26 protein-coding genes, 3 pseudogenes and 2 other annotated features are annotated in these 25,707 nt (G+C 36.3%); of the genes and pseudogenes, 28 read left to right on the top strand and 1 reads right to left on the bottom strand.

What is annotated here, in order from left to right; genetic code table 11:
- Nucleotides 1-533 (top strand): LysM peptidoglycan-binding domain-containing protein (locus A194_RS0103850; RefSeq protein WP_017185570.1); only part of this gene is annotated, 533 nt, incomplete at its 5' end.
- Here the strand turns inward: A194_RS0103850 and A194_RS0103845 are convergent.
- Nucleotides 534-722, bottom strand: coding sequence for a hypothetical protein (locus A194_RS0103845; RefSeq protein ID WP_017185569.1), 189 nt, complete (start codon nt 720-722; stop codon nt 534-536).
- 107 nt (nt 723-829) lie between these two features.
- Nucleotides 830-1,066, top strand: a binding site (T-box leader).
- A gap of 60 nt (nt 1,067-1,126) precedes the next feature.
- Between A194_RS0103845 and A194_RS17150 the strand changes: the two are divergent.
- From A194_RS17150 to queA, 27 genes and pseudogenes are all read left to right on the top strand, one after another.
- Nucleotides 1,127-3,777: pseudogene (locus A194_RS17150) on the top strand (valine--tRNA ligase).
- An 88-nt stretch (nt 3,778-3,865) separates the two neighbouring features.
- Complete coding sequence (locus A194_RS0103835; protein WP_017185568.1) at nt 3,866-5,158, top strand: bifunctional folylpolyglutamate synthase/dihydrofolate synthase; 1,293 nt, start codon at nt 3,866-3,868, stop codon at nt 5,156-5,158.
- Nucleotides 5,159-5,195: 37 nt separating this feature from the next.
- Nucleotides 5,196-6,920 (top strand): sensor domain-containing diguanylate cyclase, encoded by a 1,725-nt coding sequence (locus tag A194_RS0103830; protein ID WP_017185567.1) that lies wholly within the window; start codon nt 5,196-5,198, stop codon nt 6,918-6,920.
- A gap of 177 nt (nt 6,921-7,097) precedes the next feature.
- The gene (locus A194_RS0103825) at nt 7,098-7,925 is read left to right on the top strand and encodes a hypothetical protein (RefSeq protein WP_017185566.1); all 828 of its coding nucleotides are present in this window, start codon (nt 7,098-7,100) and stop codon (nt 7,923-7,925) included.
- A 157-nt stretch (nt 7,926-8,082) separates the two neighbouring features.
- Nucleotides 8,083-8,769, top strand: a complete 687-nt coding sequence (radC, locus tag A194_RS0103820) for a RadC family protein (protein ID WP_017185565.1) — start codon at nt 8,083-8,085, stop codon at nt 8,767-8,769.
- Between the two features lie 241 nt (nt 8,770-9,010).
- The gene (locus A194_RS0103815) at nt 9,011-10,036 is read left to right on the top strand and encodes a rod shape-determining protein (RefSeq protein ID WP_040402287.1); all 1,026 of its coding nucleotides are present in this window, start codon (nt 9,011-9,013) and stop codon (nt 10,034-10,036) included.
- A 17-nt stretch (nt 10,037-10,053) separates the two neighbouring features.
- On the top strand, nt 10,054-10,923 hold the full coding sequence (mreC, locus tag A194_RS0103810; RefSeq protein ID WP_017185563.1) for a rod shape-determining protein MreC: 870 nt from the start codon (nt 10,054-10,056) through the stop codon (nt 10,921-10,923).
- Nucleotides 10,923-11,447 (top strand): rod shape-determining protein MreD, encoded by a 525-nt coding sequence (mreD, locus tag A194_RS0103805; protein WP_017185562.1) that lies wholly within the window; start codon nt 10,923-10,925, stop codon nt 11,445-11,447. The genes mreC and mreD overlap by 1 nt, the downstream gene beginning before the upstream one ends.
- 23 nt (nt 11,448-11,470) lie before the next feature.
- On the top strand, nt 11,471-12,142 hold the full coding sequence (minC, locus tag A194_RS0103800) for a septum site-determining protein MinC (RefSeq protein WP_017185561.1): 672 nt from the start codon (nt 11,471-11,473) through the stop codon (nt 12,140-12,142).
- Nucleotide 12,143: 1 nt separating this feature from the next.
- On the top strand, nt 12,144-12,938 hold the full coding sequence (gene minD, locus A194_RS0103795) for a septum site-determining protein MinD (protein WP_017185560.1): 795 nt from the start codon (nt 12,144-12,146) through the stop codon (nt 12,936-12,938).
- Nucleotides 12,939-13,066: 128 nt separating this feature from the next.
- The gene (locus tag A194_RS0103790) at nt 13,067-13,810 is read left to right on the top strand and encodes a M23 family metallopeptidase (RefSeq protein ID WP_017185559.1); all 744 of its coding nucleotides are present in this window, start codon (nt 13,067-13,069) and stop codon (nt 13,808-13,810) included.
- Nucleotide 13,811: 1 nt separating this feature from the next.
- The gene (locus tag A194_RS0103785; protein ID WP_017185558.1) at nt 13,812-14,654 is read left to right on the top strand and encodes a site-2 protease family protein; all 843 of its coding nucleotides are present in this window, start codon (nt 13,812-13,814) and stop codon (nt 14,652-14,654) included.
- A 1-nt stretch (nt 14,655) separates the two neighbouring features.
- Entirely contained in the window at nt 14,656-16,071 is a 1,416-nt protein-coding gene (locus A194_RS0103780; protein WP_017185557.1) for a ribonuclease E/G, read from the top strand.
- A 40-nt stretch (nt 16,072-16,111) separates the two neighbouring features.
- Nucleotides 16,112-16,184: a sequence feature (ribosomal protein L21 leader region), on the top strand.
- A gap of 13 nt (nt 16,185-16,197) precedes the next feature.
- The gene (rplU, locus tag A194_RS0103775; protein ID WP_017185556.1) at nt 16,198-16,506 is read left to right on the top strand and encodes a 50S ribosomal protein L21; all 309 of its coding nucleotides are present in this window, start codon (nt 16,198-16,200) and stop codon (nt 16,504-16,506) included.
- A gap of 11 nt (nt 16,507-16,517) precedes the next feature.
- Entirely contained in the window at nt 16,518-16,850 is a 333-nt protein-coding gene (locus tag A194_RS0103770) for a ribosomal-processing cysteine protease Prp (protein ID WP_017185555.1), read from the top strand.
- 14 nt (nt 16,851-16,864) lie between these two features.
- A complete protein-coding gene (gene rpmA / locus A194_RS0103765) occupies nt 16,865-17,155 on the top strand; it encodes a 50S ribosomal protein L27 (RefSeq protein ID WP_017185554.1) in 291 nt (96 codons plus the stop codon).
- A 157-nt stretch (nt 17,156-17,312) separates the two neighbouring features.
- Nucleotides 17,313-17,831: a Spo0B domain-containing protein gene (locus tag A194_RS19265; protein ID WP_017185553.1), complete on the top strand. Its 519-nt coding sequence runs from the start codon at nt 17,313-17,315 to the stop codon at nt 17,829-17,831.
- Between the two features lie 23 nt (nt 17,832-17,854).
- A complete protein-coding gene (obgE, locus tag A194_RS0103755) occupies nt 17,855-19,141 on the top strand; it encodes a GTPase ObgE (RefSeq protein ID WP_029424966.1) in 1,287 nt (428 codons plus the stop codon).
- Between the two features lie 123 nt (nt 19,142-19,264).
- Nucleotides 19,265-19,855, top strand: a complete 591-nt coding sequence (locus A194_RS0103750) for a LysM peptidoglycan-binding domain-containing protein (RefSeq protein WP_017185551.1) — start codon at nt 19,265-19,267, stop codon at nt 19,853-19,855.
- A gap of 103 nt (nt 19,856-19,958) precedes the next feature.
- Entirely contained in the window at nt 19,959-20,717 is a 759-nt protein-coding gene (nadE, locus tag A194_RS0103745; protein ID WP_017185550.1) for an NAD(+) synthase, read from the top strand.
- A 52-nt stretch (nt 20,718-20,769) separates the two neighbouring features.
- Nucleotides 20,770-21,279 carry a YhcN/YlaJ family sporulation lipoprotein gene (locus A194_RS0103740; protein ID WP_017185549.1) on the top strand — a complete coding sequence of 170 codons (510 nt, stop codon included), beginning with the start codon at nt 20,770-20,772 and terminating at the stop codon, nt 21,277-21,279.
- Nucleotides 21,280-21,344: 65 nt separating this feature from the next.
- Nucleotides 21,345-22,103 carry a (S)-benzoin forming benzil reductase gene (locus A194_RS0103735; protein ID WP_017185548.1) on the top strand — a complete coding sequence of 253 codons (759 nt, stop codon included), beginning with the start codon at nt 21,345-21,347 and terminating at the stop codon, nt 22,101-22,103.
- 20 nt (nt 22,104-22,123) lie between these two features.
- The gene (locus A194_RS0103730; RefSeq protein ID WP_017185547.1) at nt 22,124-22,843 is read left to right on the top strand and encodes a YebC/PmpR family DNA-binding transcriptional regulator; all 720 of its coding nucleotides are present in this window, start codon (nt 22,124-22,126) and stop codon (nt 22,841-22,843) included.
- Nucleotides 22,844-22,981: 138 nt separating this feature from the next.
- Nucleotides 22,982-23,590 carry a Holliday junction branch migration protein RuvA gene (gene ruvA / locus A194_RS0103725; protein ID WP_017185546.1) on the top strand — a complete coding sequence of 203 codons (609 nt, stop codon included), beginning with the start codon at nt 22,982-22,984 and terminating at the stop codon, nt 23,588-23,590.
- A gap of 13 nt (nt 23,591-23,603) precedes the next feature.
- A pseudogene (gene ruvB / locus A194_RS17140) lies at nt 23,604-24,604 on the top strand (Holliday junction branch migration DNA helicase RuvB).
- Entirely contained in the window at nt 24,601-24,801 is a 201-nt protein-coding gene (locus A194_RS0103715; RefSeq protein WP_017185545.1) for a DUF2905 domain-containing protein, read from the top strand. The pseudogene ruvB and the gene A194_RS0103715 overlap by 4 nt, the downstream one beginning before the upstream one ends.
- Before the next feature lie 17 nt (nt 24,802-24,818).
- Nucleotides 24,819-25,707: pseudogene (gene queA, locus A194_RS17135) on the top strand (tRNA preQ1(34) S-adenosylmethionine ribosyltransferase-isomerase QueA); the annotation flags it as partial.

Raw genomic sequence — 25,707 nt, 5'->3', positions numbered from 1 at the left:
AAGAAGCTTCTGCAGATGAAGGTGAAGAAAAAGGAAGAGACTTTTGGAAAAAGAAAGAAAGTCAATCTCTTCATGATTTCTTTAATAAAAAAGACGACAAAGTTGGTGAAGACACAACCTCTAACGTAGAAGAAGTTAATGTTTCAGCGATGCCAGAAGAAGCTGACGGTGACGCTGATGCTGATGACAATCATGACAATCATGATTATTATGATGAGTATGATGAAGACTCAGATACAGATACGTTGGCAGAAGTAGATGACGCTGAAGATAAAGTTGAACAGAAAGAATCAAAAGCGAAAAAAGGTCTTAGCTACTTATCTAAGTTTTTCAGAGCAGATGAAGATACAGGTACAGTTCAAATGCGTATGCGTTTTGTCCAAGAAGACGATACATTAGAATCTATTGCTAATTATTATCAAGTTTCAGTAAGTAAATTAGAACGTTTGAATGGGTTAGAAGCTGGTGACACGTTAAGTGCTGGTGATGTTATATATGTTCCAGGCAATGTTAAACAAACAAGTGAACATTAATTAAATCCATTCCAAATAAAAGGCAATAAAAATACCAACTAATGCACCTGATAAAAACACATCAAGTGTAGAAGGAAAAAGTAATGTTCGAATGAGCTGATAAATCATAATCGGTAAAATACACCTTTCAATTGTGAAAATGCACTGCCTTGCCCAAGGTGGTAAACGGTAACGATAATATTTACCCATAAAATTTCCTCCTCTCTAGCTACAATATGTACGTAATTAAAAGATGTGCTTTATATTTATTGACTTTTTCCAATGGTTTTGTATACAATAATAGCAAACTAAATGTTACGTAAATGCTAGTAAGAGAGGAGTACAGGTTTGATCCCGTACAGAGAAGGAAGCCTAGGCTGGAAGTTTCCTCGGGTTGAAAACTTGGAAGGTCGCTCTGAAATAAGCAGCTCCTTTGAACTAAAGTAGGAGGAGCCGGGAAGACCGTTATCCAATATGAGTGTATGAGTAGAGTATGTTAATACTCATAAACAAAGGTGGTACCGCGATTGAAGCCAAAGCTTTTCGTCCTTTATTGGGCGAAGAGCTTTTTTATTTTCAATGGTGATTAAATGATTAATAAGGAGGAACATTTTATGGGTGAACACAACGAAACGTCCATGGCACCGAAATACAGCCCAAATGAAGTAGAGAAAGGCCGATACCAGTTTTGGGTAGAAGGAAAATATTTTGAAGCAAAAAACGATGAGACGAAAGAGCCGTTTACGATTGTTATTCCACCACCGAACGTTACAGGTCGTTTGCACTTAGGTCATGCGTGGGATACGACATTACAAGATATTATTTCCCGTTATAAACGCATGCAGGGCTATGATGTCCTTTGGTTACCTGGAATGGACCACGCAGGTATTGCAACACAGGCTAAAGTAGAAGCAAAATTAAAAGAAGATGGACAAAATCGTCATGACTTAGGACGAGAGAAGTTTTTAGAAAAGTCTTGGGACTGGAAAGAAGAATATGCTTCTTTCATTCGTGCTCAGTGGGAAAAACTCGGTTTAGGAGTTGATTACTCAAGAGAACGTTTTACTTTAGATGATGGATTGTCTCAAGCAGTTCGTGAAGTGTTCGTGTCACTTTATGAACAAGGACTCATTTATCGTGGTGAGTATATTATTAATTGGGATCCAAGTACGCAAACAGCCTTATCAGATATTGAAGTAATATATAAAGAAGTTCAAGGTGCTTTTTATCACATGAGGTATCCATTGAAAGATGGTTCAGGGCATATCGAAGTTGCAACCACTCGTCCTGAAACGATGCTTGGTGATACAGCAGTAGCTGTCCATCCAGAAGATGAACGTTATCAAGATTTAATTGGCAAGACAGTTGTGTTACCAATTGTAGGCCGTGAGATTCAAATAGTTGCAGACGATTACGTTGACATGGAATTTGGTTCTGGTGCTGTAAAAATCACACCGGCCCATGATCCAAATGACTTTGAAATTGGCGAACGTCATAACTTAGAACGCGTTCTAGTAATGAATGAAGACGGCACTATGAATGGTAACGCAGGCAAGTATAAAGATATGGATCGCTTTGATTGTCGTAAGCAAATTGTTAGCGACCTTCAAGAAGAAGGTGTGTTATTTAATATTGAAGAGCACACTCACCAAGTCGGACACTCAGAACGTAGTGATGCTGTTGTAGAACCTTACCTTTCAACACAATGGTTCGTTAAGATGGAACCATTAGCAGATCAAGCTGTTGAAATGCAGTCAACTGATGATCAAGTAAACTTTGTTCCCAATCGATTTGAAAAGACTTACTTACACTGGATGGAAAATATTCGCGACTGGTGTATTTCTCGTCAGTTATGGTGGGGGCACAGAATTCCTGCTTGGTATCATAAGGAAACAGGTGAAGTGTATGTAGGACGTGAAGCTCCAGAAGATGTAGAAAATTGGGAGCAAGATGAAGATGTATTAGATACTTGGTTCTCATCAGCATTGTGGCCTTTTTCTACAATGGGGTGGCCTGATGAAGAAAGCTATGACTTAAACCGTTACTTTCCGACAGATGTATTAGTAACAGGTTACGATATTATTTTCTTCTGGATATCTCGAATGATCTTCCAAACGAAACATTTCATGGATCGTCGTCCGTTTAAGGATGTATTGATTCACGGTCTTGTAAGAGATGCTGAAGGTCGTAAAATGAGTAAGTCATTAGGTAATGGCGTTGATCCAATGGATGTAATTGATAAGTATGGTGCCGACTCATTACGTTATTTCTTATCAACTGGCTCGTCACCAGGTCAAGATTTACGTTTCCATTGGGAAAAAGTTGAAGCGACATGGAACTTCAATAATAAGATCTGGAATGCATCGCGTTTCGTTATTATGAACTTAGATGATTTTAAATATGAAGATATCGATTTATCAGGTGAAAAATCAGTTGCTGATGAGTGGATTTTAACTAGGTTAAATGAAACAATCGAAAATGTAACGAGAAATATTGATCGTTATGATTTCGGTGAAGCGGGTCGATACTTGTATAACTTTATTTGGGATGAGTTCTGCGATTGGTATATTGAAATGGCTAAGTTGCTCTTTACGGTGATGATGAAACGGCTAAGAAAACGACGAAATCGGTGTTAGTTGTAACATTAGATAATATCCTTAGAATGCTTCACCCGTTTATGCCGTTTATTACCGAGGAAATTTGGCAGCACATTCCTCATGAAGGTGAATCAATTACCGTTCAAAGTTGGCCTAAGGTCAATGAGGAATATAACAATCAACAATCTCGTAAAGAAATGGAACGACTTGTGTCCATTATCCGTTCTGTAAGAAACGTTCGAGCAGAAGTTGATACACCAATGTCTAAAGAAATTAAAATTATGATTAAAGCAAATGATGATGAAATTGTTTCAGAACTAAATAAAAATGAATTATATTTAAATCGTTTCTGTAACCCTGAACAATTGATCATTAATACTAATATTGATGTACCTGAACAGTCTAAAAGTGCAGTTGTGACTGGTGCAGAAATTTTCTTCCCATTAGAAGGATTAATTGACATTGATGACGAAATAAATAGACTAAAGCAAGAATTACAAAAATGGAATAGTGAAGTTGAGCGCGTTCAAAAGAAACTAGCTAATGAAAACTTTGTTAGTAAGGCACCAGAGGCTGTAGTACAAGAGGAGCGCGACAAAGAAAAAGATTACGTAGAGAAACAGAAATTAGTTGAAGTGAGAATTGCTGAATTAGAGAAAGTCAAATAAATTATTGTAAATTTGAGTTGCTCCATTACATGTGTGGAGCAACTTGTGTTTTATCAATTACAAATATGATGAACTATGGGTGAAGCTAATGAACGAACAAGAAGCTATTAATTGGATTCATAAACAACTTAAGTTCGGGATTAAACCCGGATTAGCTAGAGTCGAGATGTTGTTGCAAAGGCTTGGTGATCCTCACAAACAACTTAAAACAATTCATGTTGCGGGTACAAATGGAAAGGGCTCTACTACAACTTTTTTGAGAGAAATATTACAACAGCATGGTTTTAAAGTAGGAGCATTCACTTCTCCTTACATAGAAATTTTTAATGAAAGAATTAGTATTAATGGAGAACCAATTCCAGCTCAGGATCTCGTAAAGTTAGTTAAACAGGTTCGTCCAATTTGTGAAGAACTGGCAGGGACTCAAGATGGTGCACCGACTGAGTTTGAAGTTATTACTGTAATGGCTTTTATGTACTTTGTTGAACAATCTGTTGATTATGCGATTATTGAAGTTGGTTTAGGTGGAAGGTTGGATTCTACTAACGTCATTACACCTGTTGTTAGTGTTATTACAACAATCGGTTATGATCACATTCATATTTTGGGTGACACTGTTGAAGAGATTACATACGAAAAAGCCGGAATTATTAAACCTTCAACACCTGTAATTTCTGGCGTTAAACAAGTTGAAGCGCAGAACATTATTGAAAAACGATCAAAAGATTATCAGACTTCGGTATTGCAACTAGGAAAGGACTTTAAAAAGAATATTGTAAATACTAATGGTGATGAGGAGTGTTTCACTTTTGAATGTGAAGATGTAAAATTTGATGATATTAAAATGTCTATGAAAGGATATCATCAAATTGATAACGCATCCTTGGCGATTCAAAGTTACTTGACGATAGCAAATATTGAAGGATTTCCTGTACAAACAGAAGCTGTTTATAAAGGTATTTATAATGCATATTGGCCAGGTCGATTTGAAATGATTCAGAAAGCCCCTGATGTCATCTTAGATGGTGCTCACAATGTTGAAGCAATAAAGACTTTAGTCACAACAGTAAATAGTAGGTATGAGCGTGCGAAGGTAACAGTTTTATGTTCTTTCATACAAAATAAACCAATTAATGAAATGTTGTCAATTTTATCAAAAGATTATAATAATATAGCGCTTACAACGTTTGACTTTTTTAATAATTATGGGTATTATGAACTAAAAGAAAAGTATGAAAATGGTAATGTTAAAGTAGAAGAAGACTGGAAAAAAGCGTACAACTCAACGTTAGAGGCTTTAGAGGCAGATGAAGTGTTAGTCGTTACAGGTTCTTTATATTTTATATCAGAAGTTAAAAAAGCTTTAAAGGAAAATAACTAAGATTGGGAGAATGATTTCCTTAAAAAGGGGCCTTTATATGTCAAGATCTAAAAATGTTGCCGTTTGGCTTATATGGTTAGCTGTTTTTCCTACCACATTGGCTTACTTATACATAGCAATTGAACCGAACTTTTCGGGGTATTGGTTGGATCTCTTAGCCTTTGCGATTGTCGTTTGTGCTGTAGCCGCTTTTCCAATTCAAGTGGGATCTATTACGATTTTCTTTATAAACGGTGTAAGCTTTGCTGTTTTTTTATATTTCGGTTTATTTGCTGAAATTATAATAACTCAACTTGCCTTAGTAGCTCTATTTATAAAAATTAGACTTAAAAAATCAGAGTTTCATAGAATAGCAACAAACTCAACAATGCTTCTTTTAACCTCGATTTTTGCGGCGGTAGTATATTATGCGTTAGGTGGAAATCACGGCGTTCTGTCATTAAGTACACTTGATGAAATTATTCCACTAGTAGGTTATGTTGTAGGTTCGATTGTCGTCAATCAATTTCTTTTAACGATCATTGATGTTTATGTTAAAGGTAATAAATTTACTGCAGTTCCCAAATCTTTATTTATCGATAGTTTAACAACAGCTATGATCACCCCAATTGGAATCATACTTTATATTTTATATTTAGAAATCGGTATACCAGGTATTCTAATTGTTAGTTTCCCGGCCATATTACTTTCAGTTGTTATTTCAACGTACCATAAAGGTAGACGAGTAAACACTTACTTGCATGAGACGAGTGAGATTGGTCATGAATTGTCGAAGAAGCTAAATGTGAAAGACGTATTAGACACATTTATAGCACGAGTTCAGAAATTAATTCCGATGTCCTATATATATGTTTATGATATCACCAATTCAACACAATCGATGCACCTAATTCGGTATGTAGATAGTGAAGGTAAAGAGAAAGCTGACGAGATGTCTTTAAGTTATGGTGAAGGATTTGCTGGTCAAATTTATAAAAAACAAAAAGCTTCGATCATTCTAAAACGTAATCAGTTAAAGAGCATACCTGGTATTGAACTTCCAGAGCAAGTTCACAGTGTAATCGGAGTTCCTATCTTAAGAAATAACAATGTCGTTGGAGTTCTTATTATTGCATCTAAGCAAGTAAGAGCATATGAAAAGTATCACTTAATGTTACTCGAAATACTTGGTAACTTTCTTTCGGTTGCAATTGAAAATGCGAGACATTATCAGTCAGAGAAAAACAAAAGTCAACGCGATCGATTAACAGGCTTATATAACTATCGATATTTTACTGAGCATCTAGAAGAATATGCATTAGATTTGATGGAGAAAGGTTTAGAAGAAAAACTATCTGTCATTTTATTTGATTTAGACTCCTTTAAGAAGCTGAATGATACATATGGTCATGAAGCCGGAAATGAAGTATTAGTTGAATTAGCTAGAAGGTTAGAAGAGTATGTAGGCGACCGCGGTATTGTAGCTCGCTATGGTGGAGAAGAGTTTACAGTATTAATTAAAGATATTGAGCATGAAGAAGCGATCAAATTAGCTGAAGATATACGTTTTATGATTGCAAAAGACCCTTTTGTCGTATATGACCATATGATTGAAGGGGAAGATTCAGTAAAAGTATATGTAACAGCAAGTATCGGGGTTGCGACTTATCCTGACCATTGTGAATCACCAGAGGAACTCATTAGACAGGCAGACCGTTCTATGTATGTTGGGGCTAAACGCAGTGGTAAAAACCGTGTTGCATCAGCAGCTGTTGCGATGTGACCCGTAGAATGTGATTCATAACTTTAAAATTGAACACGCTATTAAAAAATGACTCTCTAATTTGATTAGAGAGTCATTTTTTGTCTGAAATTGAACAAACTATATGACAGAATTTTATCTTTTTTTTAGTTGAAATATGATAGGATTTCAAGCAATAAGGATGAAGGTGGTTAAAATATGGACGAGCGTAAAAAGGTAAGGGTGACAATTAATCAGGATTCTAAAGACCATCGTTCACATGACTTAGAGAAAGTTTTGACACCGAAGAGTAGAGGTATACATAATTTCTCTGGTAAAAAGAAGTTTTCAGTTACCATTTTAAGAGCAGTTATATTAGCTGTTGCTTTAGGAACATTATTCGGTTTCGCAATGATGTATTTCTTTGATTTATCAACTGATCAAACGCCTGTTGGCACTCCTGTTGAGACAATTGGGACTCAAGATGATGATGATGAAAGCCAGAGTGAAGGTGCGAGTGACCAAGGTGATTCGACAGTGTTTCAAACAGACTTATCTACGCATGAAGTATTCCAGCTAGGTGTTTTTTCTTCGGAGCAAAATGCTAGGGAGTTGCAGTTGCACTTAGACTTTGTTCCTTCTGTTGTAACTGAAGAAAATGGTCAATATTTACTGTTAACGAGTTTATTAAAGGACTCCTCTGTAGAAGAAGAAGTTATGAATTACTTTGAATCGAATGGTCTTGAAAGAAATGAAGATTATATAAGTAAAACTTGGACATTCTCAAGTGATGAAGTAGAAGTTCCTGATGAAGTGCATGATTGGCTTAATCAAGGCGTAGAGCTCATTCACGAAACTGAACTGACTGGTGAGTGGAGAGATCGTGTTGAAGAATGGTTATCGCAACTACCTAGCCATTATAGTGATCACAACTACTTAGACGAAGCCATTAATATAATAACGGATCAAGCAAGTAATGAAAGTGAACAACTGTTACAAAACCAAACGTTACTTTTAGCAATTTATTTATTTTATGATGCAATTTAGATTAAATTATAAAAAACGATGAGTTTTGTTCGTTTAAAACAAAACAGAGAAGTTATTTCAAGTTTAAGAAAGGGAAAATGACCTTTTCCCTTTTTGTTTTATTATAGGGACTTTTTTAAAATATACATGTCTACGTTATATGAGAGGAGCATGTATATTGAGTAACAACATTTTAATTAGAGATGTACCTGAAAGCGATCGACCTAGAGAAAGGTTAATTGAAGTAGGGCCACAAGCGTTATCTAATCAAGAATTAATAGCTATTTTAATTGGTAGTGGTTCTAAAGGGCAATCAGCATTATCGCTTGCAACACGTTTATTAAAACATTTCGAAGGGCTATTACTGCTGAGGGATGCTTCGATTAATGAGCTTACGAGTATAAATGGTATAGGTGTTGCTAAAGCGGTTCAACTGATGGCAGCATTAGAAATAGGTAAGCGAATCCATACTTATAAGACAAGTGATCAATATGTTATTAAAAGTCCAGAAGATGGTGCTAACTTTTTAATGGAAGATTTGCGTGGCTTAAAACAAGAACACTTTGTGGCATTATACCTCAACACTAAAAACCAAATTATTCATAGGCGAACAATTTTTATTGGTAGTCTTAATTCATCCATTGTCCATCCTCGTGAAGTGTTCAAAGAAGCCATTAAACATTCGGCTGCTTCAGTAATATGTGCGCATAACCATCCGTCAGGTGACCCTTCCCCATCAAATGAAGATGTCCATGTAACGAGGAGATTGTATGAATCAGGTAAAGTAGTAGGGATTGAACTTTTGGACCATTTGGTTATAGGAGATCATAAATATATTTCAATGAAAGAAAAAGGGTACTTATAGTTTAGTTTTCTTAATACTTTGGTCAAAAAATAGTTAAAAAATCACATATATTTGAGGCGTGTTAACCTATCTATTTTAAGTAATTTTTCGTATAATATATATAATAAAGTGTTTATAAGCACCACTAATTTAAGAGTTTTAAATAATTGTGGTGCTTATTCATGTTTTAATCATTAAAAGCGTATTTTATAGTATCAATCTTATTTTTTCAGAGGGGCGATCTAGATTGGGAACATCATTTATGAACCGAGATTTCGGTATAGATTTAGGTACAGCTAATACGCTTGTTTATGTAAAGAATAAGGGCATTGTGTTAAATGAACCAACAGTAGTAGCCGTAAATAAGCATACGAATGAAATATCTGCAGTGGGTAACGAAGCGAAGAAAATGGTAGGAAGAACTCCTGAAAACATTTCAGTAATTCGTCCGATGAAAGACGGTGTGATAGCAGATTTTGATACGACGGCTGCTATGATGAACTACTACGTAAGTAAAGTTCATAAAGCGAAGTCAATCTTTTCAGCTAAGCCAAATGTTATTGTGTGCGTTCCTTCAGGGATCACAATGGTAGAGGAAAGAGCTGTGCTAGATGCTACTAAACAAGCTGGCGCTAAAGAGGTGTATCCAATTTCAGAACCATTTGCAGCAGCTATAGGTGCTGACTTACCTGTTTGGGAACCAACTGGTAATATGGTAGTTGACATTGGGGGAGGCACGACAGAAGTTGCTATTATTTCTTTAGGTGGTACTGTTACTAGCAAATCGATTCGTATGGCAGGAGATAGAATGGATCATCAAATTATTACGTATATCCGTAAAAAACATGGTCTGTTAATTGGAGAAACAACAGCAGAACAGTTAAAATTTGAGTTAGGTGCTGCACGTAATGACGATCAACGTGGTAAAATGGACATTAGAGGTCGTGACCTAGTCACAGGTCTTCCTCAAACTGTTACAATTCAAAGTGAAGAAATAGTTGAAGCTATAAGTGAAACAGTAGAGGCAATTATCGAAGCAATCAAAAACACACTTGAGAGCTCACCACCAGAATTATCCTCAGATATTATAAATACGGGTATTGTCTTAACAGGTGGAGGAGCGTTATTGAAATATTTAAACGAAGAAGTAAGTTATGCTACTGATATGCCAGTTTTTGTTGCAGAAAATCCTCTAGAGTGTGTGGCGATTGGTACTGGTAAAGCGCTAGATCAACTTGAACACTTTAAAAATGCACCAAATGTTGCAGATAGAAATACGCTAAATTAAGAGAAGGTGTAACGTTTATGCCATCGTTTTTAAGAAAGAGAAAATTAATTGTATTTTTAGTAGGGATTATACTAGTTGTCAGTTTAATTGGGTATTCACTAAGGTCCGATAGTGGTGAGAGTTTGCCAGCGCAATTTGCGATTGATACGGTAGGATTCTTCCAAAATATATTACACACACCACTTAATTATTTTGTTGAAATATTTGATTCTGTTGGCGAAATTAAAAATGTTTATGAACAAAATAAAGTGTTAAAAGAAGAATTACAAGATTATAAAACGTTAGCTTATCAAGTCAGTGAGTTGGAAACTGAAAACGAAGAATTAAGGGCAATGGCTGAAGTTGAGTCTACACTTACAGATTATGAAACCCTTAATGCAGCAGTTGTTGCTAGAAGTCCGGAAAGATGGTTTCAACAAGTGACCATTAACCGTGGTAAACAACATGGTGTAGAAGCTAATATGGCTGTAAGAACAGCAGAGGGGATGGTTGGTAAAGTAATCAATGCTTCACAACTAACTTCTACTGTTCAGCTATTAAGTGGCTTTGGGACAGAACATCAAGTATCTGCGATTGTTGACGGTGATGACTCAATCTTCGGGTTAGTTGAAGGGTATGATAGTGATACAGAGAAGCTAGTTTTCCGTGAGCTTACAGGAGAAGACGAACTTGAAGAGGGACAAGCTGTTGTAACTTCTGGTTTAGGAGGCGTTTTCCCTAGAGGAATTCTTATAGGTGAGGTTAGCTCGATTGAATTAGATTCATATGGTTTAACTAAAGTTGCGTATGTAGAGCCAGCGGCGAATTTACAAGATATTAGCCAAGTTATGGTCGTTGATCGCGACTTGCACTCGACTGTTATTGATGAAGAAGAGGAGGAAGAGTAATGAAAGTCTTCCTTCTGCCTTTATTTATGTTTATCTTCTTTGTAACACAAAGTGTTGCCGCTGAGTTAATACCACAGTCCTTTTGGCTTGGAAGCTTATATTATATTCCGCATTGGACATTGATTTTTGCTATTTTAATTGTAACGTTTTATGACCGAGAGCATAGTTATGTTGGTCTATTAAATGGACTAGCGTTTGCAATCCTTACAGACTTAGTTTATACAAACCTTTTAGGCGTGTACTTTTTAGCCTATGGTTTGGCACTATATATGGTACATGTGTTAAAGCGTTATCTTCATAAGAACCTTTTGGTCGTTTTGTTATTTTCTGTTTTAGGATTAGCAGCAGCAGAAGTCTTAATCTATAGTTTATACTTCATTATCGGACAAGTAGATTTAAGCTTTAATGCTTATTTATTCAATCGTTTAATTCCTACGTTATTAGTAAATATATTATTTTTGTTAATAATATACCCTATTTTTATCAAAAAACTAGTAAAATGGAAGTATGAATTAGAGAAATAAAAGTAGTAATGGGGTGTCCCAAGATGACAGAAACTAATCTCTATCTTACAATGAAAGGTACAAATGAAGGAATTATCGTATATTTAGATGATCAATGCTCATTTATAACTTTATTAAATGAACTAGGGAGTCAAGTGAAATCAGATACAATTGAAAATACGACAGAAGTAATTATAAATTGTCAGAACAGGTACTTACAAGATTGGCAACGAGAAGAGATTAGGCAAGTGGTTGAAGAGCAGAGCTCATTAAAAGTAAAGTCAATTGAGTCAAATGTATTGTCACACGAAGAAGCATTAACATGGTTTGACCAATCGACAATCAAGCCGTTTGTTAAAACTGTCAGATCTGGACAAGTGTTACATGTTGAAGGTGATGCTTTAATATTAGGTGATATTAATCCAGGCGCAACAGTGAATGCAACAGGTAATATATTTGTACTGGGGCAGTTGAAAGGTATTGCTCATGCTGGTTATGCTGAGGGAACAGAGCATGTAGTTGTGGCTTCTTATATGAACCCAAACCAAATAAGAATTGCTAATAAAATTAGCAGGGCGCCTGATTATGAGATGCAAGGCTCAAGTCGAGAGTTTGCATATATTAATCAAGAAACTGGGCAGATCGAGCTTGAACAAATACATAACCTTCAAAAAATCCGACCCAACTTAACGGATATAGTAGAAAGGGGATTATAAAATGGGGGAAGCAATAGTAATTACTTCTGGTAAAGGTGGAGTAGGAAAGACAACGACAACAGCCAATATTGGCACAGCGTTAGCTTTACAAGATAAGAAGGTATGCTTGATTGATACAGATATTGGTCTACGTAATTTGGATGTTATTTTAGGTTTAGAGAATAGAATTATCTTTGATATTATTGATGTCATTGAAGGGCGTTGTAAACTTCAAGCTGCATTAGTGAAAGATAAACGATTTGATTGTTTGCATCTATTACCAGCAGCGCAATCTAGTGATAAAAATGAAGTGACGCCTGAAGGTATTAAAGAGTTAGTTGATGAACTAAAGCCGGACTATGACTACATATTAATTGACTGTCCTGCCGGTATCGAACAAGGGTATAAAAATGCTGTAGCTGGTGCAGATAAAGCAATTGTCGTAACAACCCCTGAAAAGTCTAGCGTTAGAGATGCTGACCGAATTATTGGGTTGTTGGAGCAAGAAGATCTAGAGCCACCACACCTTGTTATTAATAGAATTAGAAAGCACATGATGGATAGTGGTGATATGTTAGACGTCGATGATATCGTGTCGACGCTGTCAGTTGAATTATTAGGTGTCATTATGGATGATGAGGATGTCATTAGAGCATCACACCATGGTAACCCAGTCGCTTTTCAACCAGATACGAAAGCTTCGATTTGTTATCGCAATATCTCTAGACGTATTTTAGGAGAGTCAGTACCATTAATGTCTTTTGATGAAGACAAAGGAATCATGGTCAAAGTAAAAAAACTACTAGGTATGAAATAAGTTTAAACGTGTGGTTACTAAACCACACGTTTTTCATTTTATATAAAAATTTTGTTTATCTATTAACTTAATCATATTTTCACTTATTCCGAATAGGCTAGTACAAATGAGAAAAGGAATGGTGAAATATGAGTAGAAAACTAAATGAAATTAGACATAGTATATCGAAAAGAAAAAAGACGCAACGTTCGAAACTAGACAAAGATGCTCCGTATTTACCTTCTCGTGAAGAAAGCCATGGATATATGCCTTTGTCTGAATATGATTCACAAGGATTCCCGAAGGTTAAAGCTTCTCTTATGTCCAAGCTATTGTTATCCGCCTTTATATTCTTTATAACTTTCTTTATTTACTATTCACCTGCTCCTTGGATGAATCAAGCACAAAACCAAGTTCATGGTTGGTTGACAGAGGACATGCCTTTTGCAACGGTACAAGCCTGGTATGATTCCCATTTTTCTTCTTTGTTTGTATCAACATCATTGGATCAACCAGCAAGTCAGCAGGATCAAATGGTTGACACAGTACCAGTGAGTGGACTGCATGTTGATAGGGTGACGGAAGCCTCTGAGGGTGTATATATAGAAGTTCATGAAGAAAAGGGTGTTTACCCTGTTGAACGTGGAACTGTCTTATTTGCTGGCAATATGCCTGATACAGGGCGAACGATCATTGTTCAACATGAAAGTGGAGAAAAAACAGTGTACGGTAACTTAGCTGAAATAGATGTTTTTCATTATCAATTCGTCGATCCAACTAAAAAGATGGCAACTGTTAAACCTGATGAACTAGTAGGGTATTCAAATTTATATTTTGCTGTACAAGATGGAGAAGATTATATTGACCCATTACAAGTCATTTTAGGAGATTAAGATGGCAGTTGTTCAAAAAATACAACTTCACCCTCTATTTATGATTTTATGTGTCGTCGCATACTTTTTTGGTCTATTTGTGGAATTGTTTTGTTTAACTTTAATTGTGTTTATTCATGAAATGGGTCATTATATAGCAGCTAAATATTTTAGATGGAATGTATCTAAAATCGTTATATGGCCATTTGGTGGTGTGATGGAAACAGAAGATTACTATAATAGGCCAAGTAAAGAGGAATTGATCGTAACTATAGCTGGTCCAATTCAACATGTGTGGTTGTATGGTGCAATTTTTATACTGAGCTATTTTGGGGTGCAGGATAGTTTTCTGTTTTTATTACTGGCTATGAATACAGCTATACTCCTTTTTAATTTATTACCAATTCTTCCGTTAGATGGCGGAAGAGTTATTTTTATTGGCCTAAATCAGTTGCTCTCATTTCATAAATCTATTGCTACAATGACGTTAATTTCAATTATTTTAATTGGTTTTTTAAATGGTATACTATTGTTTATAGGTTGGTATAATATCCAAATAGCATGGATTTCTATTTTTTTATTGTTAGATAATTGGTTTACATGGAGAGAGAAACATATTTTCTTGTTAAAACATCTCTTATCGAGGTATTTTGTTCAAAATGTAGACCGTTCAGACATCCATTTACTTCAAGTCCCTAGTGGAACACCTGTTACCGAATTAGTAAAGTTGTTTAAAAAAGGTTGTTATCACTATATCCATATAGGACAAGATGTCGTCTTAAGCGAGGATGAATGTTTGAAAATATTGTTTACTGACCGCAATCGCACAATATCTAATGATAAGCTAAAGGCAGAGGTAGTCTAAATTGAGGAAAATATATTTACAAACGAAAACAGCCCATCAAATGATTTACGATTTCGAGGATGGTCATCTAAATAATATAAAATACCAAAATGCAGAGCACCTTCAAGTTGGTGATATTGTTTCAGGAGTAGTGCATCAAGTTGATCAAAGGTTAAAAGCAGCATTTGTTGATATAGGCCAAAGTGATTTGGCCTATTTGGCATTTGATCAAGTTTATAATGGTCAAGTACATAAAGGGGAACGCCTAATTTTACAAGTTGAGCGTTTGGCAACGAAAACAAAAAAAGCTTCTGTTAGTAGTATAATCCAGTTAAAAAGCGATGCTTTAGTATATTTACCGTTAGAGAACTCTATTAACATATCTAATAAGTTAAATACCGATGAGCAAGTACAACTTAAGGAGAAGTTGGATCAAATTGTTGATCATGGTGGTGTCGTTGCTAGAACGGTTGCAGGACAATTTAATTTTAGTGAATTAAAAGAGCAATATAGTCATTTGAAATCTAAGTGGGACACCGTCAGTCGTCATTACCAATCTAAAGGGGTTATATTAAAAGAACAAAATTTATTTAACCAGTTTTTAAATGGTGTTTCACATAGCGGTGTTGATAAAGTGATTGTTGATGACTTAGACAAGGTGCAAGCATTTAAACAATCCTTTGATCACCTTAGGCATTTAATACAGTATGATCGTCAGTTTTATTCAAATAAACCGATCTCCATTACGGAACTGTATGAACAGTTATCAAACCGTCATGTTAAACTTAAAAACGGCGCAGCCATCACAATTGATCAAACAGAAGCATTAACAGCTATTGATGTTGACTTTGGCTCATTTAAAGACGAAGCGAGTAAACATCCTCCATATTTGGAAATAAACGTAGAAGCAGCTAAAGAAAGTGCAAAACAAATTCGTAATCGCAATATTTCAGGGGCAATTGTTATTGATTTTCTTAATATGAAAACAAAACGTGAACAACAGATGGTCATGAATGTATTCCGTGAAGAAGCGGAGAACGATGATGTGAAAGTACATGTCGTTGGCTTTACTAGACTTGGGATGTTAGAAATTACGAGAAAGCGTGTGAATGAAAATGTGTACCAATTTTTAGGTGTTGATGAACGTTCATTAGCAAAGTATGATGCATTTTCATATAAAGAACTTGAAGAGAATTTGTTAGTTTATGAAGCTAACCCTGATGTCGATTGTGTTTTAGTAGAGGTAGAACCTCATCAAATAGTCAATTGGAAGGCAATGATTGAAAAGATCGCTTATCGTCACCGGTTCCATTTTGAATGCTATATTGGTCAAAATAATTCTTTACACGCACCTTATAAATTGTATAAAATAGGTGACGTTAATTGGTTATTATCTCGCCAAGAGGAAGGTCAATTAAATATTGACAAAGTTTTTTAATACGTGATAATATCTATATGTTATGTTTTTAAATGTAGCACCCGTGCTACAACCGCTCAGAGAAGGTTTTTAAACTCTTTAGAGTACCTTTAATGGCGAGTCTGAGTAATTAGAGGAGGTGCAAGTATGTACGCAATTATCGAAACAGGTGGTAAGCAAGTAAAAGTAGAAGAAGGTCAATCTGTATTCATCGAAAAGCTTGATAGTGAAGCTGGTGAAGAGGTGACTTTTGACAAGGTACTTTTCGTAGGTGGAGACGCTACAAAAGCTGGTACTCCATACGTTGACGGTGCGACTGTAACTGGTAAAGTTGAAAAGCAAGGTAAAGGTCGTAAGATTACGGTTTTCAAATATAAGCCAAAGAAAAACTACAAGCGTAAGCAAGGTCATCGTCAGCCATACACGAAAGTTACAATTGACAAAATTAACGCGTAAGGATTTTGGACATGATTGAAGTAATTGAGCAACGTAACTCAAATGGAACGATTAAAGGTTTTCAAATGTCAGGCCATGCTAATAGTGGGCCTCATGGTCAAGATTTAGTGTGTGCTGCAGCATCTGCTGTTTCATTTGGTACTGTGAATGCTATTATTTCAATGTGTGAATGTGAACCTTACATTGAACAAAGTGAAGATGGCGGCTTTCTAAAAGTGAGTTTACCTGAACAATTGTCAGGAGAACGCTTGAATAAAGCGCAAACACTCTTAGAAGGTATGTTTGTCTCGCTTGAAACAATCGAAAGAGACTATGGACAATATATAAACATCTCAAAACCTTAAGGAGGTGCATGTCAATGTTACGCTTAGACTTACAGTTCTTCGCACAGAAAAAAGGTGTTGGTAGTACGAAAAACGGTCGTGACTCAGAGTCCAAACGTTTAGGAGCTAAACGTGCTGACGGCCAACTCGTATCTGGCGGTTCAATCCTTTATCGTCAACGTGGTACAAAAGTTTACCCTGGTCACAACGTAGGGATCGGTGGAGACGATACATTATTCTCAAAAGTTGACGGTGTTGTTCGTTTTGAACGCTACGGACGCAATCGTAAAAAAGTAAGTGTTTACCCAGAAACACAAGAAGCATAATGAGTTAAAAAGCCGGCTCTAAAGTTAGAGTCGGCTTTTTTGACTTTTTACCAAGCTAATACTTGTGTGGTTCTATAACTTCATCTAGAAATGCGATTTAAAATCATGAAATAAGTTATGGTATGATATAAATAAAATCATAATGAAGGTGATGAGGTTGAATACGAGTGAATTTTTACAGTGGCTCCGATTGTATCGCCACGATCTTATGAATGACTTACAAATCATTCAAGGGTATGCCACGATGGGGAAATATGACAAATCAAATGAAAAAATTAACCAACTAACTGAACGGTTAAAAGATGAACGACTGTTACAAGCTTTGAATGCTGATCAATTTGCATATTGGCTTTTAACTTTGTCTCTTGCTGAGAAGCAGTTAGAAGTCACTTATGATATTGACGTTGAACAAAGCAATTTGAGCAGTGTAGATCAGCAAATGAAAACAGATAGTGAAAACATAATTGAACGACTTTTTAAACATATTAATGAGTATGAAATAAAACCTATTCATATCGTGGTATCTGGACACAATTCAATTTTGTTATCTTTTGAAATTGCTCTAAAAAAAGACCAACATGAAATTTTTATGAATGATTTAACATTCAATGGAAAATTACAAGATAAGACAAGTGAAAATGAAAGTTTAAAATTAATGATAGAATACATCAATTGATGGAGTAAAAGTAGGTGAGTGCAATGTTTGTCGATCGCGTACAAGTATATGTTAAAGCAGGTGACGGTGGTAATGGTTTAGTCGCCTTTCGTCGCGAAAAATATGAGCCAATGGGTGGTCCCGCTGGTGGTGATGGTGGTAACGGTGGTGACGTCGTTTTTGAAGTGGATGAAGGGTTGAACACTTTAATGGATTTCCGTTATCAACGCCATTTCAAAGCTACACGCGGAGAAAATGGTATGAGTAAAGGAAAGCATGGTAAAAATTCAGATCCGTTTGTTGTTCCTGTCCCACCAGGAACTGTTGTAAGAAACGCTGAAACGAAAGAAGTTATTGCTGATCTCGTTGAGCATGGACAACGAGCGGTGATTGCTCAAGGTGGGCGTGGTGGTAAAGGAAACATTCGCTTTGCTAACGCGCGCAATCGTGCACCTGAGCTTGCTGAAAACGGTGAGCCTGGTGATGAGCTTGATGTTGAATTAGAGTTGAAAGTATTAGCAGATGTCGGCTTAGTCGGGTTTCCGAGTGTAGGGAAATCGACCCTTTTATCTGTTGTAAGTGCCGCAAAACCGAAAATAGCTGATTATCATTTCACAACTTTAGCCCCTAATTTAGGGATGGTTAGAACAGATGATGATCGAAGTTTTGTAATAGCAGACTTACCTGGACTTATCCAAGGTGCTCATGAAGGTGTCGGTTTAGGCCATCAGTTCTTGCGACATATTGAACGAACGCGTGTTATTATTCATGTGATTGATATGTTAGGGTTAGAAGGTCGTGATCCGTATGAGGACTATCAGGCAATTAATCATGAATTAAAAGAATATGATGAAAAACTTCTTGAAAGGCCACAAATCATTGTCGCCAATAAAATGGACATGCCTGATGCTGAGACGCACCTTGAGTTTTTTAAAGATCAGTTAGGTGAAGATTTACCAGTCTTCCCTGTTTCAGCTATTACGAAGACAGGTTTGAGAGACTTATTACTTGAAGTTGCCAATACGTTAGAAGAGATCCCGAAAGATACATTTGAAACAGCAGAAGAGACAAGTGATGAACGAGTCGTTTATAAGTACGAAGGTGATGATGATTCATTCTATATTACACGTGACCCAGACGGTGCTTATGTATTATCAGGGCCAAAAATTGAACGTCTGTTTAAGATGACAGACTTCAACCGTGATGAATCCGTTCGTCGTTTTGCGAGACAAATGCGTCACATGGGAATTGATGATGCGTTAAGAAAACGTGGTGCTGAAGATGGCGATATTGTGCGTCTGTTAGATTTTGAATTTGAATTTATGGAGTAAGTGTAAGTTTTAGTACCTAGATTTTACCGTTTTCATAAAAATTCTCGTCCAATGTCAACATTTTCGCCTAGTTGCATAACTTGTTAGTAGCGCCTAGGTACGACAGAAAGGGGAATGTTGACATTGAAAATTCATATCGTTAAAAAAGGTGAAACAATGGATTCGATTGCTGAGAAGTATGGTGTGTCGCAATCAGAATTACATGACATGAACAAACATTTATCTGACCCAAAAGATGTTATGGAAGGTATGAAGTTAAAAGTACCGAATGAATCACCGAAAGAACAACCAGTTGTAGTTGAACAAACAAGTGAAGTTGAAACAGATCTTAGCTCTAATGAGGAAGCTGAACATAGTCGTCAAGAAGAATTAACAGTGGCTGAGCGCTTCCCGTTACCTAATGATTTCGAAAAGCCAAAGCCGATCCCTTATATTCGTGAAGATGAATACTTTGATAAACAAATCGCACCTTATGATGAAAGCACATCTTATGATGAGCTTCTTGAGGCTGCAAGTTATACGAATATGCCGAACACATTTGAGGATAGTTGGACTCCAGAAGTTGTTTATGAGCCAATCTACTTTGACCCTTATGTAGTTCAACAACAACAGCAATCACAACAAGATTATGAACGGTTATATTATGCATCTTATCGAAATGGTTGCGGTTGTCACGGAGCACCAATTAATTATGGATACGGATATTACTATTAGATAATAAATAAGTCGTAAATGCCTCATTTACGACTTATTTTTATTTTCAAAAGCGTTATGATAAAATTAATAAAAATGACTAACGTGGCAAAGGAGAAAAAATATGGAACAACATATTGAACAGTTAGTACAATGGTTACGAGAAACTGTCAAAGAGACTAACACTAATGGACTAGTTGTTGGCTTAAGTGGCGGTATTGATTCAACTGTCGTAGCTTACTTAATTAAAAAAGCATTACCAGATCAATCCTTAAGTGTTATAATGCCATGTAAAAGTGCAGAATCAGACGCTAACGATGCTAAATTAGTAATTGAAGGCTCTGGAATTGACCACGTTACAGTGGATTTAACTGAGCAACATGATGCCTTGTTCAATAACATAAAAGGGCAGATTGGAGCAAAAGGTGAATGGAATGAGGACAAGCAACAATTAGCTGATGCTAATCTTCGTGCTCGTTTAAGAATGAGTACACTTTATACCATTGCAACAAACTACAATTATTTAGTTGTTGGAACAGATAATGCGGCTGAATGGTATACAGGATATTTCACAAAATATGGAGACGGTGGGGTCGACCTTGTTCCACTAACACACTACACTAAGTCTGAAGTACGTGAGTTAGGTAAAGCATTAGGTGTACCACAGCAAATAATTGAAAAACCACCTAGTGCCGGTCTTTGGCATGGTCAAACAGATGAAGAAGAAATGGGTGTCACTTACGACACAATAGATGCTTTCTTAAATGGTGAATCAGTCAATGATGATGATGCACAAACCATCGAGAAAATGCACGAAAGAACAGCACATAAACGTGCTTTACCGAAGTCTCCGCCTAATTTCCATCATTTCACTCTTGAATAAATGCATGATGTAACACCTCTCATTTCAAACTAATGAAACGGAGGTGTTTTCCATGTTGAAAAAGCTAATATTAATGGCAATTATGGCATTGGTGTTAACTGCTTGTACGTATGTTAATCCAGGCAAAGTTAATAATGATGAAGACAGTGTGACCAATAGTCAACAATCAACTCAAATGCAACAAGATCAACAGTTGACAGATGAGCAGAAGATTCGATTAAATATGTATGAAAATCCTTATGAATATTTCGAAAGAGATGAAGTTGAGGATACATTAGATAATTCTGATGGACGTCCTCACGTTTCTGAAGAAGCATCAGAGCGTATTGAGGAAGAGCGTAAATTATATCATCGCATCATGAACTTAGATGAGGTACGTCAAGCAGGGATTTCATTACAAGATGATCATATTTTTGTAGCCATTAATTTAAAAACTCGAACAACTGAAGTTGAAGCCATTGAACGGGTAACTGAAGTTGTTAAAGATGAGACAGGACGTAATGATGTTACCGTCTGGGTTGATCGAGAATTTCACAACAGAATAGAAGACCGAAAATATTAATAACATTTGAACAGGAGGTGAATCATTAATCTCCTGTTCAAATACATAAAACTGGGGGATTACTTATGAAATTTGCAATTGTCACTGGTGCTTCAAGAGGGTTAGGAGAAGAAGTAGCTAAAAATTTATTAATCGGCGACTACCATGTTATAACTGTTTCACGTAAACGTAAGACGAACGATTTTAAGAATTTAGCGAACGAAAACCGCAAGTCATACTTTCATTTCTCGTGTGACCTAAGTGATTTAGAATCGTTAAATGATACAGCTCATGAAATAGTTAAAGTGTTACAAAAACATACCGTGGATGAATTGTTAGTCGTTAACAATGCGGGTATGGTATCACCAATGGGAGCTGTCGGCAATTTAGAGAATCACGAAATCGCTAAACATGTATCGCTTAATTTAACAGCACCAATGTTACTCGTTAACACAATGAAAGCCCATAGTGGAGCAGATTGTATGACTGTTATAAATGTAACTTCTGGAGCAGCAGAGAAAGCAATCTACGGGTGGAACGCATACAGCTCAACGAAGGCTGCGATTAATAAGTATACTGAAACAGCGGCTTTAGAAGCAGAAGAGTTAAAAGCTCAAGATGTGCATATTGCATTTAGTCCTGGCGTGATGGATACCGATATGCAAGGTGAAATTAGAGAAACTAGCGAAGATGACTTCAAGGACGTTGAGTCTTTTAAACAGTTAAAAGAAGCAGGTCAGCTAAGAAGCCCGAAAGAAGTTGCTGATTTATTACAAACGTTAATTGATGATCAGCAAAGTTTAGAAAATGGTAAAGTGTATAAAGTATATGATTTAGTGAAGTAGCATAAAAGGGAGGGGAACCTATGGCTGGTCATTCCAAATGGCATAATATTAGACATAAAAAGAATGCAAAAGATGCTAAACGTGGCAAACTGTTTATGAAATTGGCTAAAGAAATTTATGTGGCAGCCAAACAAGGTGGTGCAGATCTAGAAACTAATGCCGCATTAAGATTGGCTGTTGATAAAGCTAAATCGAATAATATGCCTAATGAAAATATAGAACGTGCGATTAAGAAGGCTGCAGGTAATCTTGAAGGTGAAAATTACGAAGAGTTTACTTACGAAGGATATGGTCCTGGTGGGGTCGCCGTTATGGTTGATGTATTAACCGATAATAAAAACCGTACAGCATCAGAAGTCCGTCATGCATTTAATAAAAATAATGGTAACTTAGGTGAAAACGGCTGTGTCTCATTTATGTTCCACCGAAAAGGGTATATCGTAATTGAACGATCTAATATTGAAGTGGATGAAGATGAGTTCATGCTAGAGGCAATTGAAGCTGGCTGTGAGGAAATTGAATCAAATGAAGAAGTATTTGAGCTATTTACAGACCCAACAGACTTCGAATCAGTGCGTAACACACTAACACAACAATATACAACCGCAGCTGCAGAATTAACGATGGTTGCTGATAATTACACACCCGTTAGTGATGAACACAGAGAAGATATGGAAAAATTAATTGATATGCTAGAAGATCTAGATGATATACAAGAGGTTCACCACAATATGCAATAAGGTTTTATAAGATTGTCTAAGCCCTCCTCAACTTGGGGAGGTTTTTTCTGTTTTAGTATTATGAAATTAAGGACGAATGAATTAAGTCATGTTAAACTGATAAAGAGAACGTTTGTTCATAAAAGTAGGGGGAACACTATGTATTCATATATTGAAGGTGAACTTAAAAGTGTAACAGAAGATTATATTGTCATTGATGTTTCAGGTATTGGTTATGAAATTTGGTGCCCTAACCCGTTAAGGTTCCAAACAAAAATAGAAGAGATCGTTAAAGTTTATACATATTTTTACGTTAGAGAAGATACACAGATGCTATATGGATTTAAGCTTAGTGAAGAAAAAGATCTATTCAAAAAGTTATTAAATGTTTCAGGGATTGGACCGAAAAATGCATTAAGCATTGTAAGTCAAACGTCTGTACAAGATTTCGCTAAAGCTATTGAGCAAGAAAATGATGCTTATTTAACTAAGTTTCCAGGTGTTGGTAAGAAAACAGCGCGTCAAATGATTCTAGATTTAAAAGGAAAAGTAGACGAGTGGATGCAAGTTAAATCGGATAATCTTTTAACAATAGAAACTGAAATTACACCGAGTAATCATCACCTTTATGATGAAGCGGTAGAGGCATTATTAACTTTAGGTTATACGAAGAGAGAATTAGATAAGATTGCACCTCAACTAAAAGCACATCAAAGTAACTCAACTGACGACCTTGTCAAACACGGTCTTCAATTATTAATGCGTTAAGGGTGAGTATAAAATGGATGAAAGAATGGTTTCAAGTGAAGCACAATGGGAAGACTCTCAAGTAGAGCAAAGTTTACGCCCGTCTAACTTAGCTCAATATATCGGCCAAGACAAAACGAAAGAGAACCTAAAAATATTCATTGAAGCAGCTAAAATGCGTGAAGAACCACTGGATCACGTATTACTTTACGGACCACCAGGACTTGGTAAAACGACTTTAGCTTCAATTATCGCAGAAGAGATGGGAGTGCAGTTTCGAACGACATCAGGGCCTGCTATTGAACGTGCAGGTGATTTAGCTGCCATTCTATCTTCTCTTGAAGCGGGCGATGTATTGTTTATCGATGAGATTCACCGTTTACCAAGGTCTGTTGAAGAAATTTTATATCCAGCTATGGAAGATTTCGTTTTAGACATAGTCATCGGACAAGGTGATGCTGCAAGGTCAGTAAGGCTTGAACTGCCACCATTCACATTAGTCGGAGCAACAACGAGAGCAGCTTATTGTCAGCGCCATTACGAGATCGGTTCGGCGTCTTGAGTCGGTTGGAGTTTTATAATGAGACAGATTTATGTTCAATTATTCACCGAACTGCGAATGTATTTGATTATGAAATTGATCAAGAAGCGGCTACAGAGATCGCCTCAAGGTCAAGAGGTACACCTCGTATAGCCAATCGTTTACTTAAAAGAGTGAGAGATTTATCACAAGTAAATCGAGAAAAGACGATTACATTTAACAGTGCTCAAAAGGCACTTAAGATGTTACAAGTAGATGCATCTGGTTTAGATCACATTGATCATAAATATTTGCTCAGTATTATTGATCAATTTAAAGGTGGACCAGTCGGGTTAGATACTTTATCTGCAACAATTGGCGAAGAATCTCAAACGATTGAAGATGTATATGAACCTTTTTTATTACAACAAGGTTATGTACAACGAACACCTAGAGGTCGAGTAGCTACTCATAAAGCGTATGAACATTTCAAACGGGAGGTTCATGAAACTTGACTAGTTTAGGAAAGTTATTTATTTTGTTAGGGGTACTTTTTATTATAATCGGTATTATTTGGAGTTTTATTGGTAGGTTACCTGGTGATATTACGTTTAGAACAGGGAACACAACAATCTTCTTTCCAATCGTGACATCAATTGTCGTTAGTATAATTTTAAGTGTCCTTTTTATGTTATTTGGTAGGTTTAAATAGAAGGAAGTGTCGCAACAATGAGAGTAGAGGACTTTGATTTTGAATTACCTGAAGAGCTTATTGCACAAACACCTTTAAAAGAAAGAGCTTCTTCTAAAATGATGGTTATTGATCGAGGGGAAGAGTCAGTTAGCCACAAAAGGTTTGCAGATGTGGTTAATTACTTGAATCCAGGTGACTGTTTAGTGTTAAACAATACAAAAGTGTTACCAGCTCGACTCTTAGGTGTAAAAGAAGAAACAGGAGCTAACATTGAACTGCTTTTACTACACCAAATTGAAGGTGATCGTTGGGAAGTGTTGGCCAAGCCAGCTAAAAAGTTCAAAGAAGGTGCAACGGTAAGTTTTGGTGATGGTCTATTATCTGCAACTTGTATTGAAAGTTTAGATCAAGGTGGTAAGGTTGTTGAGTTTCATTATGATGGAATTTTCCTCGAAGTATTAAACGAATTAGGGGAGATGCCATTACCTCCTTACATTAAGGAGCAGTTAGATGATCAAGACCGTTACCAAACGGTTTACGCTGAGGAATCAGGGTCAGCAGCCGCTCCAACAGCAGGTTTACATTTTACAGAAGAACTGCTACAACAAATTAAGACAAAAGGGGTCAATGTTGCATATCTAACGTTACACGTTGGACTTGGGACATTTAGACCAGTTCAAGTGGACAATCTTGAAGAACATGACATGCACGCTGAGTATTATCGATTAACAGAAGAGACGGCTAACCTCTTAACAGAAACTAAGGCAAACGGTGAAGAATTGTTGCAGTTGGAACAACATCGATTAGAACACTAGAAACGGTTATGCGTGACTATGATGAGTTTTGTGCTGTGTCTGGTTGGACAGATATTTTCATTTATCCCCCTTACCAATTTAAAGCGGTTGATGGTCTGATCACAAACTT

It is taken from the genome of Alkalibacillus haloalkaliphilus C5 (genome assembly GCF_000269905.1).
In the GTDB taxonomy this organism is placed as follows: Bacteria; Bacillota; Bacilli; order Bacillales; family Alkalibacillaceae; genus Alkalibacillus; species Alkalibacillus haloalkaliphilus_A.
The sequence above is the reverse complement of the archived record's forward strand: the minus strand, read 5'-3'. Positions and strand labels throughout refer to the sequence as shown.

Bases quoted from the DNA above. Each gene is read 5' to 3' on its own strand.
- A194_RS0103845 (WP_017185569.1), bottom strand. From the start codon at position 722: ATGGGTAAATATTATCGTTACCGTTTACCACCTTGGGCAAGGCAGTGC.
- A194_RS0103835 (WP_017185568.1), top strand. From the start codon at position 3,866: ATGAACGAACAAGAAGCTATTAATTGGATTCATAAACAACTTAAGTTC.
- A194_RS0103830 (WP_017185567.1), top strand. From the start codon at position 5,196: ATGTCAAGATCTAAAAATGTTGCCGTTTGGCTTATATGGTTAGCTGTT.
- A194_RS0103825 (WP_017185566.1), top strand. From the start codon at position 7,098: ATGGACGAGCGTAAAAAGGTAAGGGTGACAATTAATCAGGATTCTAAA.
- A194_RS0103815 (WP_040402287.1), top strand. From the start codon at position 9,011: ATGAACCGAGATTTCGGTATAGATTTAGGTACAGCTAATACGCTTGTT.
- mreC (WP_017185563.1), top strand. From the start codon at position 10,054: ATGCCATCGTTTTTAAGAAAGAGAAAATTAATTGTATTTTTAGTAGGG.
- mreD (WP_017185562.1), top strand. From the start codon at position 10,923: ATGAAAGTCTTCCTTCTGCCTTTATTTATGTTTATCTTCTTTGTAACA.
- minC (WP_017185561.1), top strand. From the start codon at position 11,471: ATGACAGAAACTAATCTCTATCTTACAATGAAAGGTACAAATGAAGGA.
- minD (WP_017185560.1), top strand. From the start codon at position 12,144: ATGGGGGAAGCAATAGTAATTACTTCTGGTAAAGGTGGAGTAGGAAAG.
- A194_RS0103790 (WP_017185559.1), top strand. From the start codon at position 13,067: ATGAGTAGAAAACTAAATGAAATTAGACATAGTATATCGAAAAGAAAA.
- A194_RS0103785 (WP_017185558.1), top strand. From the start codon at position 13,812: ATGGCAGTTGTTCAAAAAATACAACTTCACCCTCTATTTATGATTTTA.
- rplU (WP_017185556.1), top strand. From the start codon at position 16,198: ATGTACGCAATTATCGAAACAGGTGGTAAGCAAGTAAAAGTAGAAGAA.
- A194_RS0103770 (WP_017185555.1), top strand. From the start codon at position 16,518: ATGATTGAAGTAATTGAGCAACGTAACTCAAATGGAACGATTAAAGGT.
- rpmA (WP_017185554.1), top strand. From the start codon at position 16,865: ATGTTACGCTTAGACTTACAGTTCTTCGCACAGAAAAAAGGTGTTGGT.
- obgE (WP_029424966.1), top strand. From the start codon at position 17,855: ATGTTTGTCGATCGCGTACAAGTATATGTTAAAGCAGGTGACGGTGGT.
- nadE (WP_017185550.1), top strand. From the start codon at position 19,959: ATGGAACAACATATTGAACAGTTAGTACAATGGTTACGAGAAACTGTC.
- A194_RS0103740 (WP_017185549.1), top strand. From the start codon at position 20,770: ATGTTGAAAAAGCTAATATTAATGGCAATTATGGCATTGGTGTTAACT.
- A194_RS0103735 (WP_017185548.1), top strand. From the start codon at position 21,345: ATGAAATTTGCAATTGTCACTGGTGCTTCAAGAGGGTTAGGAGAAGAA.
- A194_RS0103730 (WP_017185547.1), top strand. From the start codon at position 22,124: ATGGCTGGTCATTCCAAATGGCATAATATTAGACATAAAAAGAATGCA.
- ruvA (WP_017185546.1), top strand. From the start codon at position 22,982: ATGTATTCATATATTGAAGGTGAACTTAAAAGTGTAACAGAAGATTAT.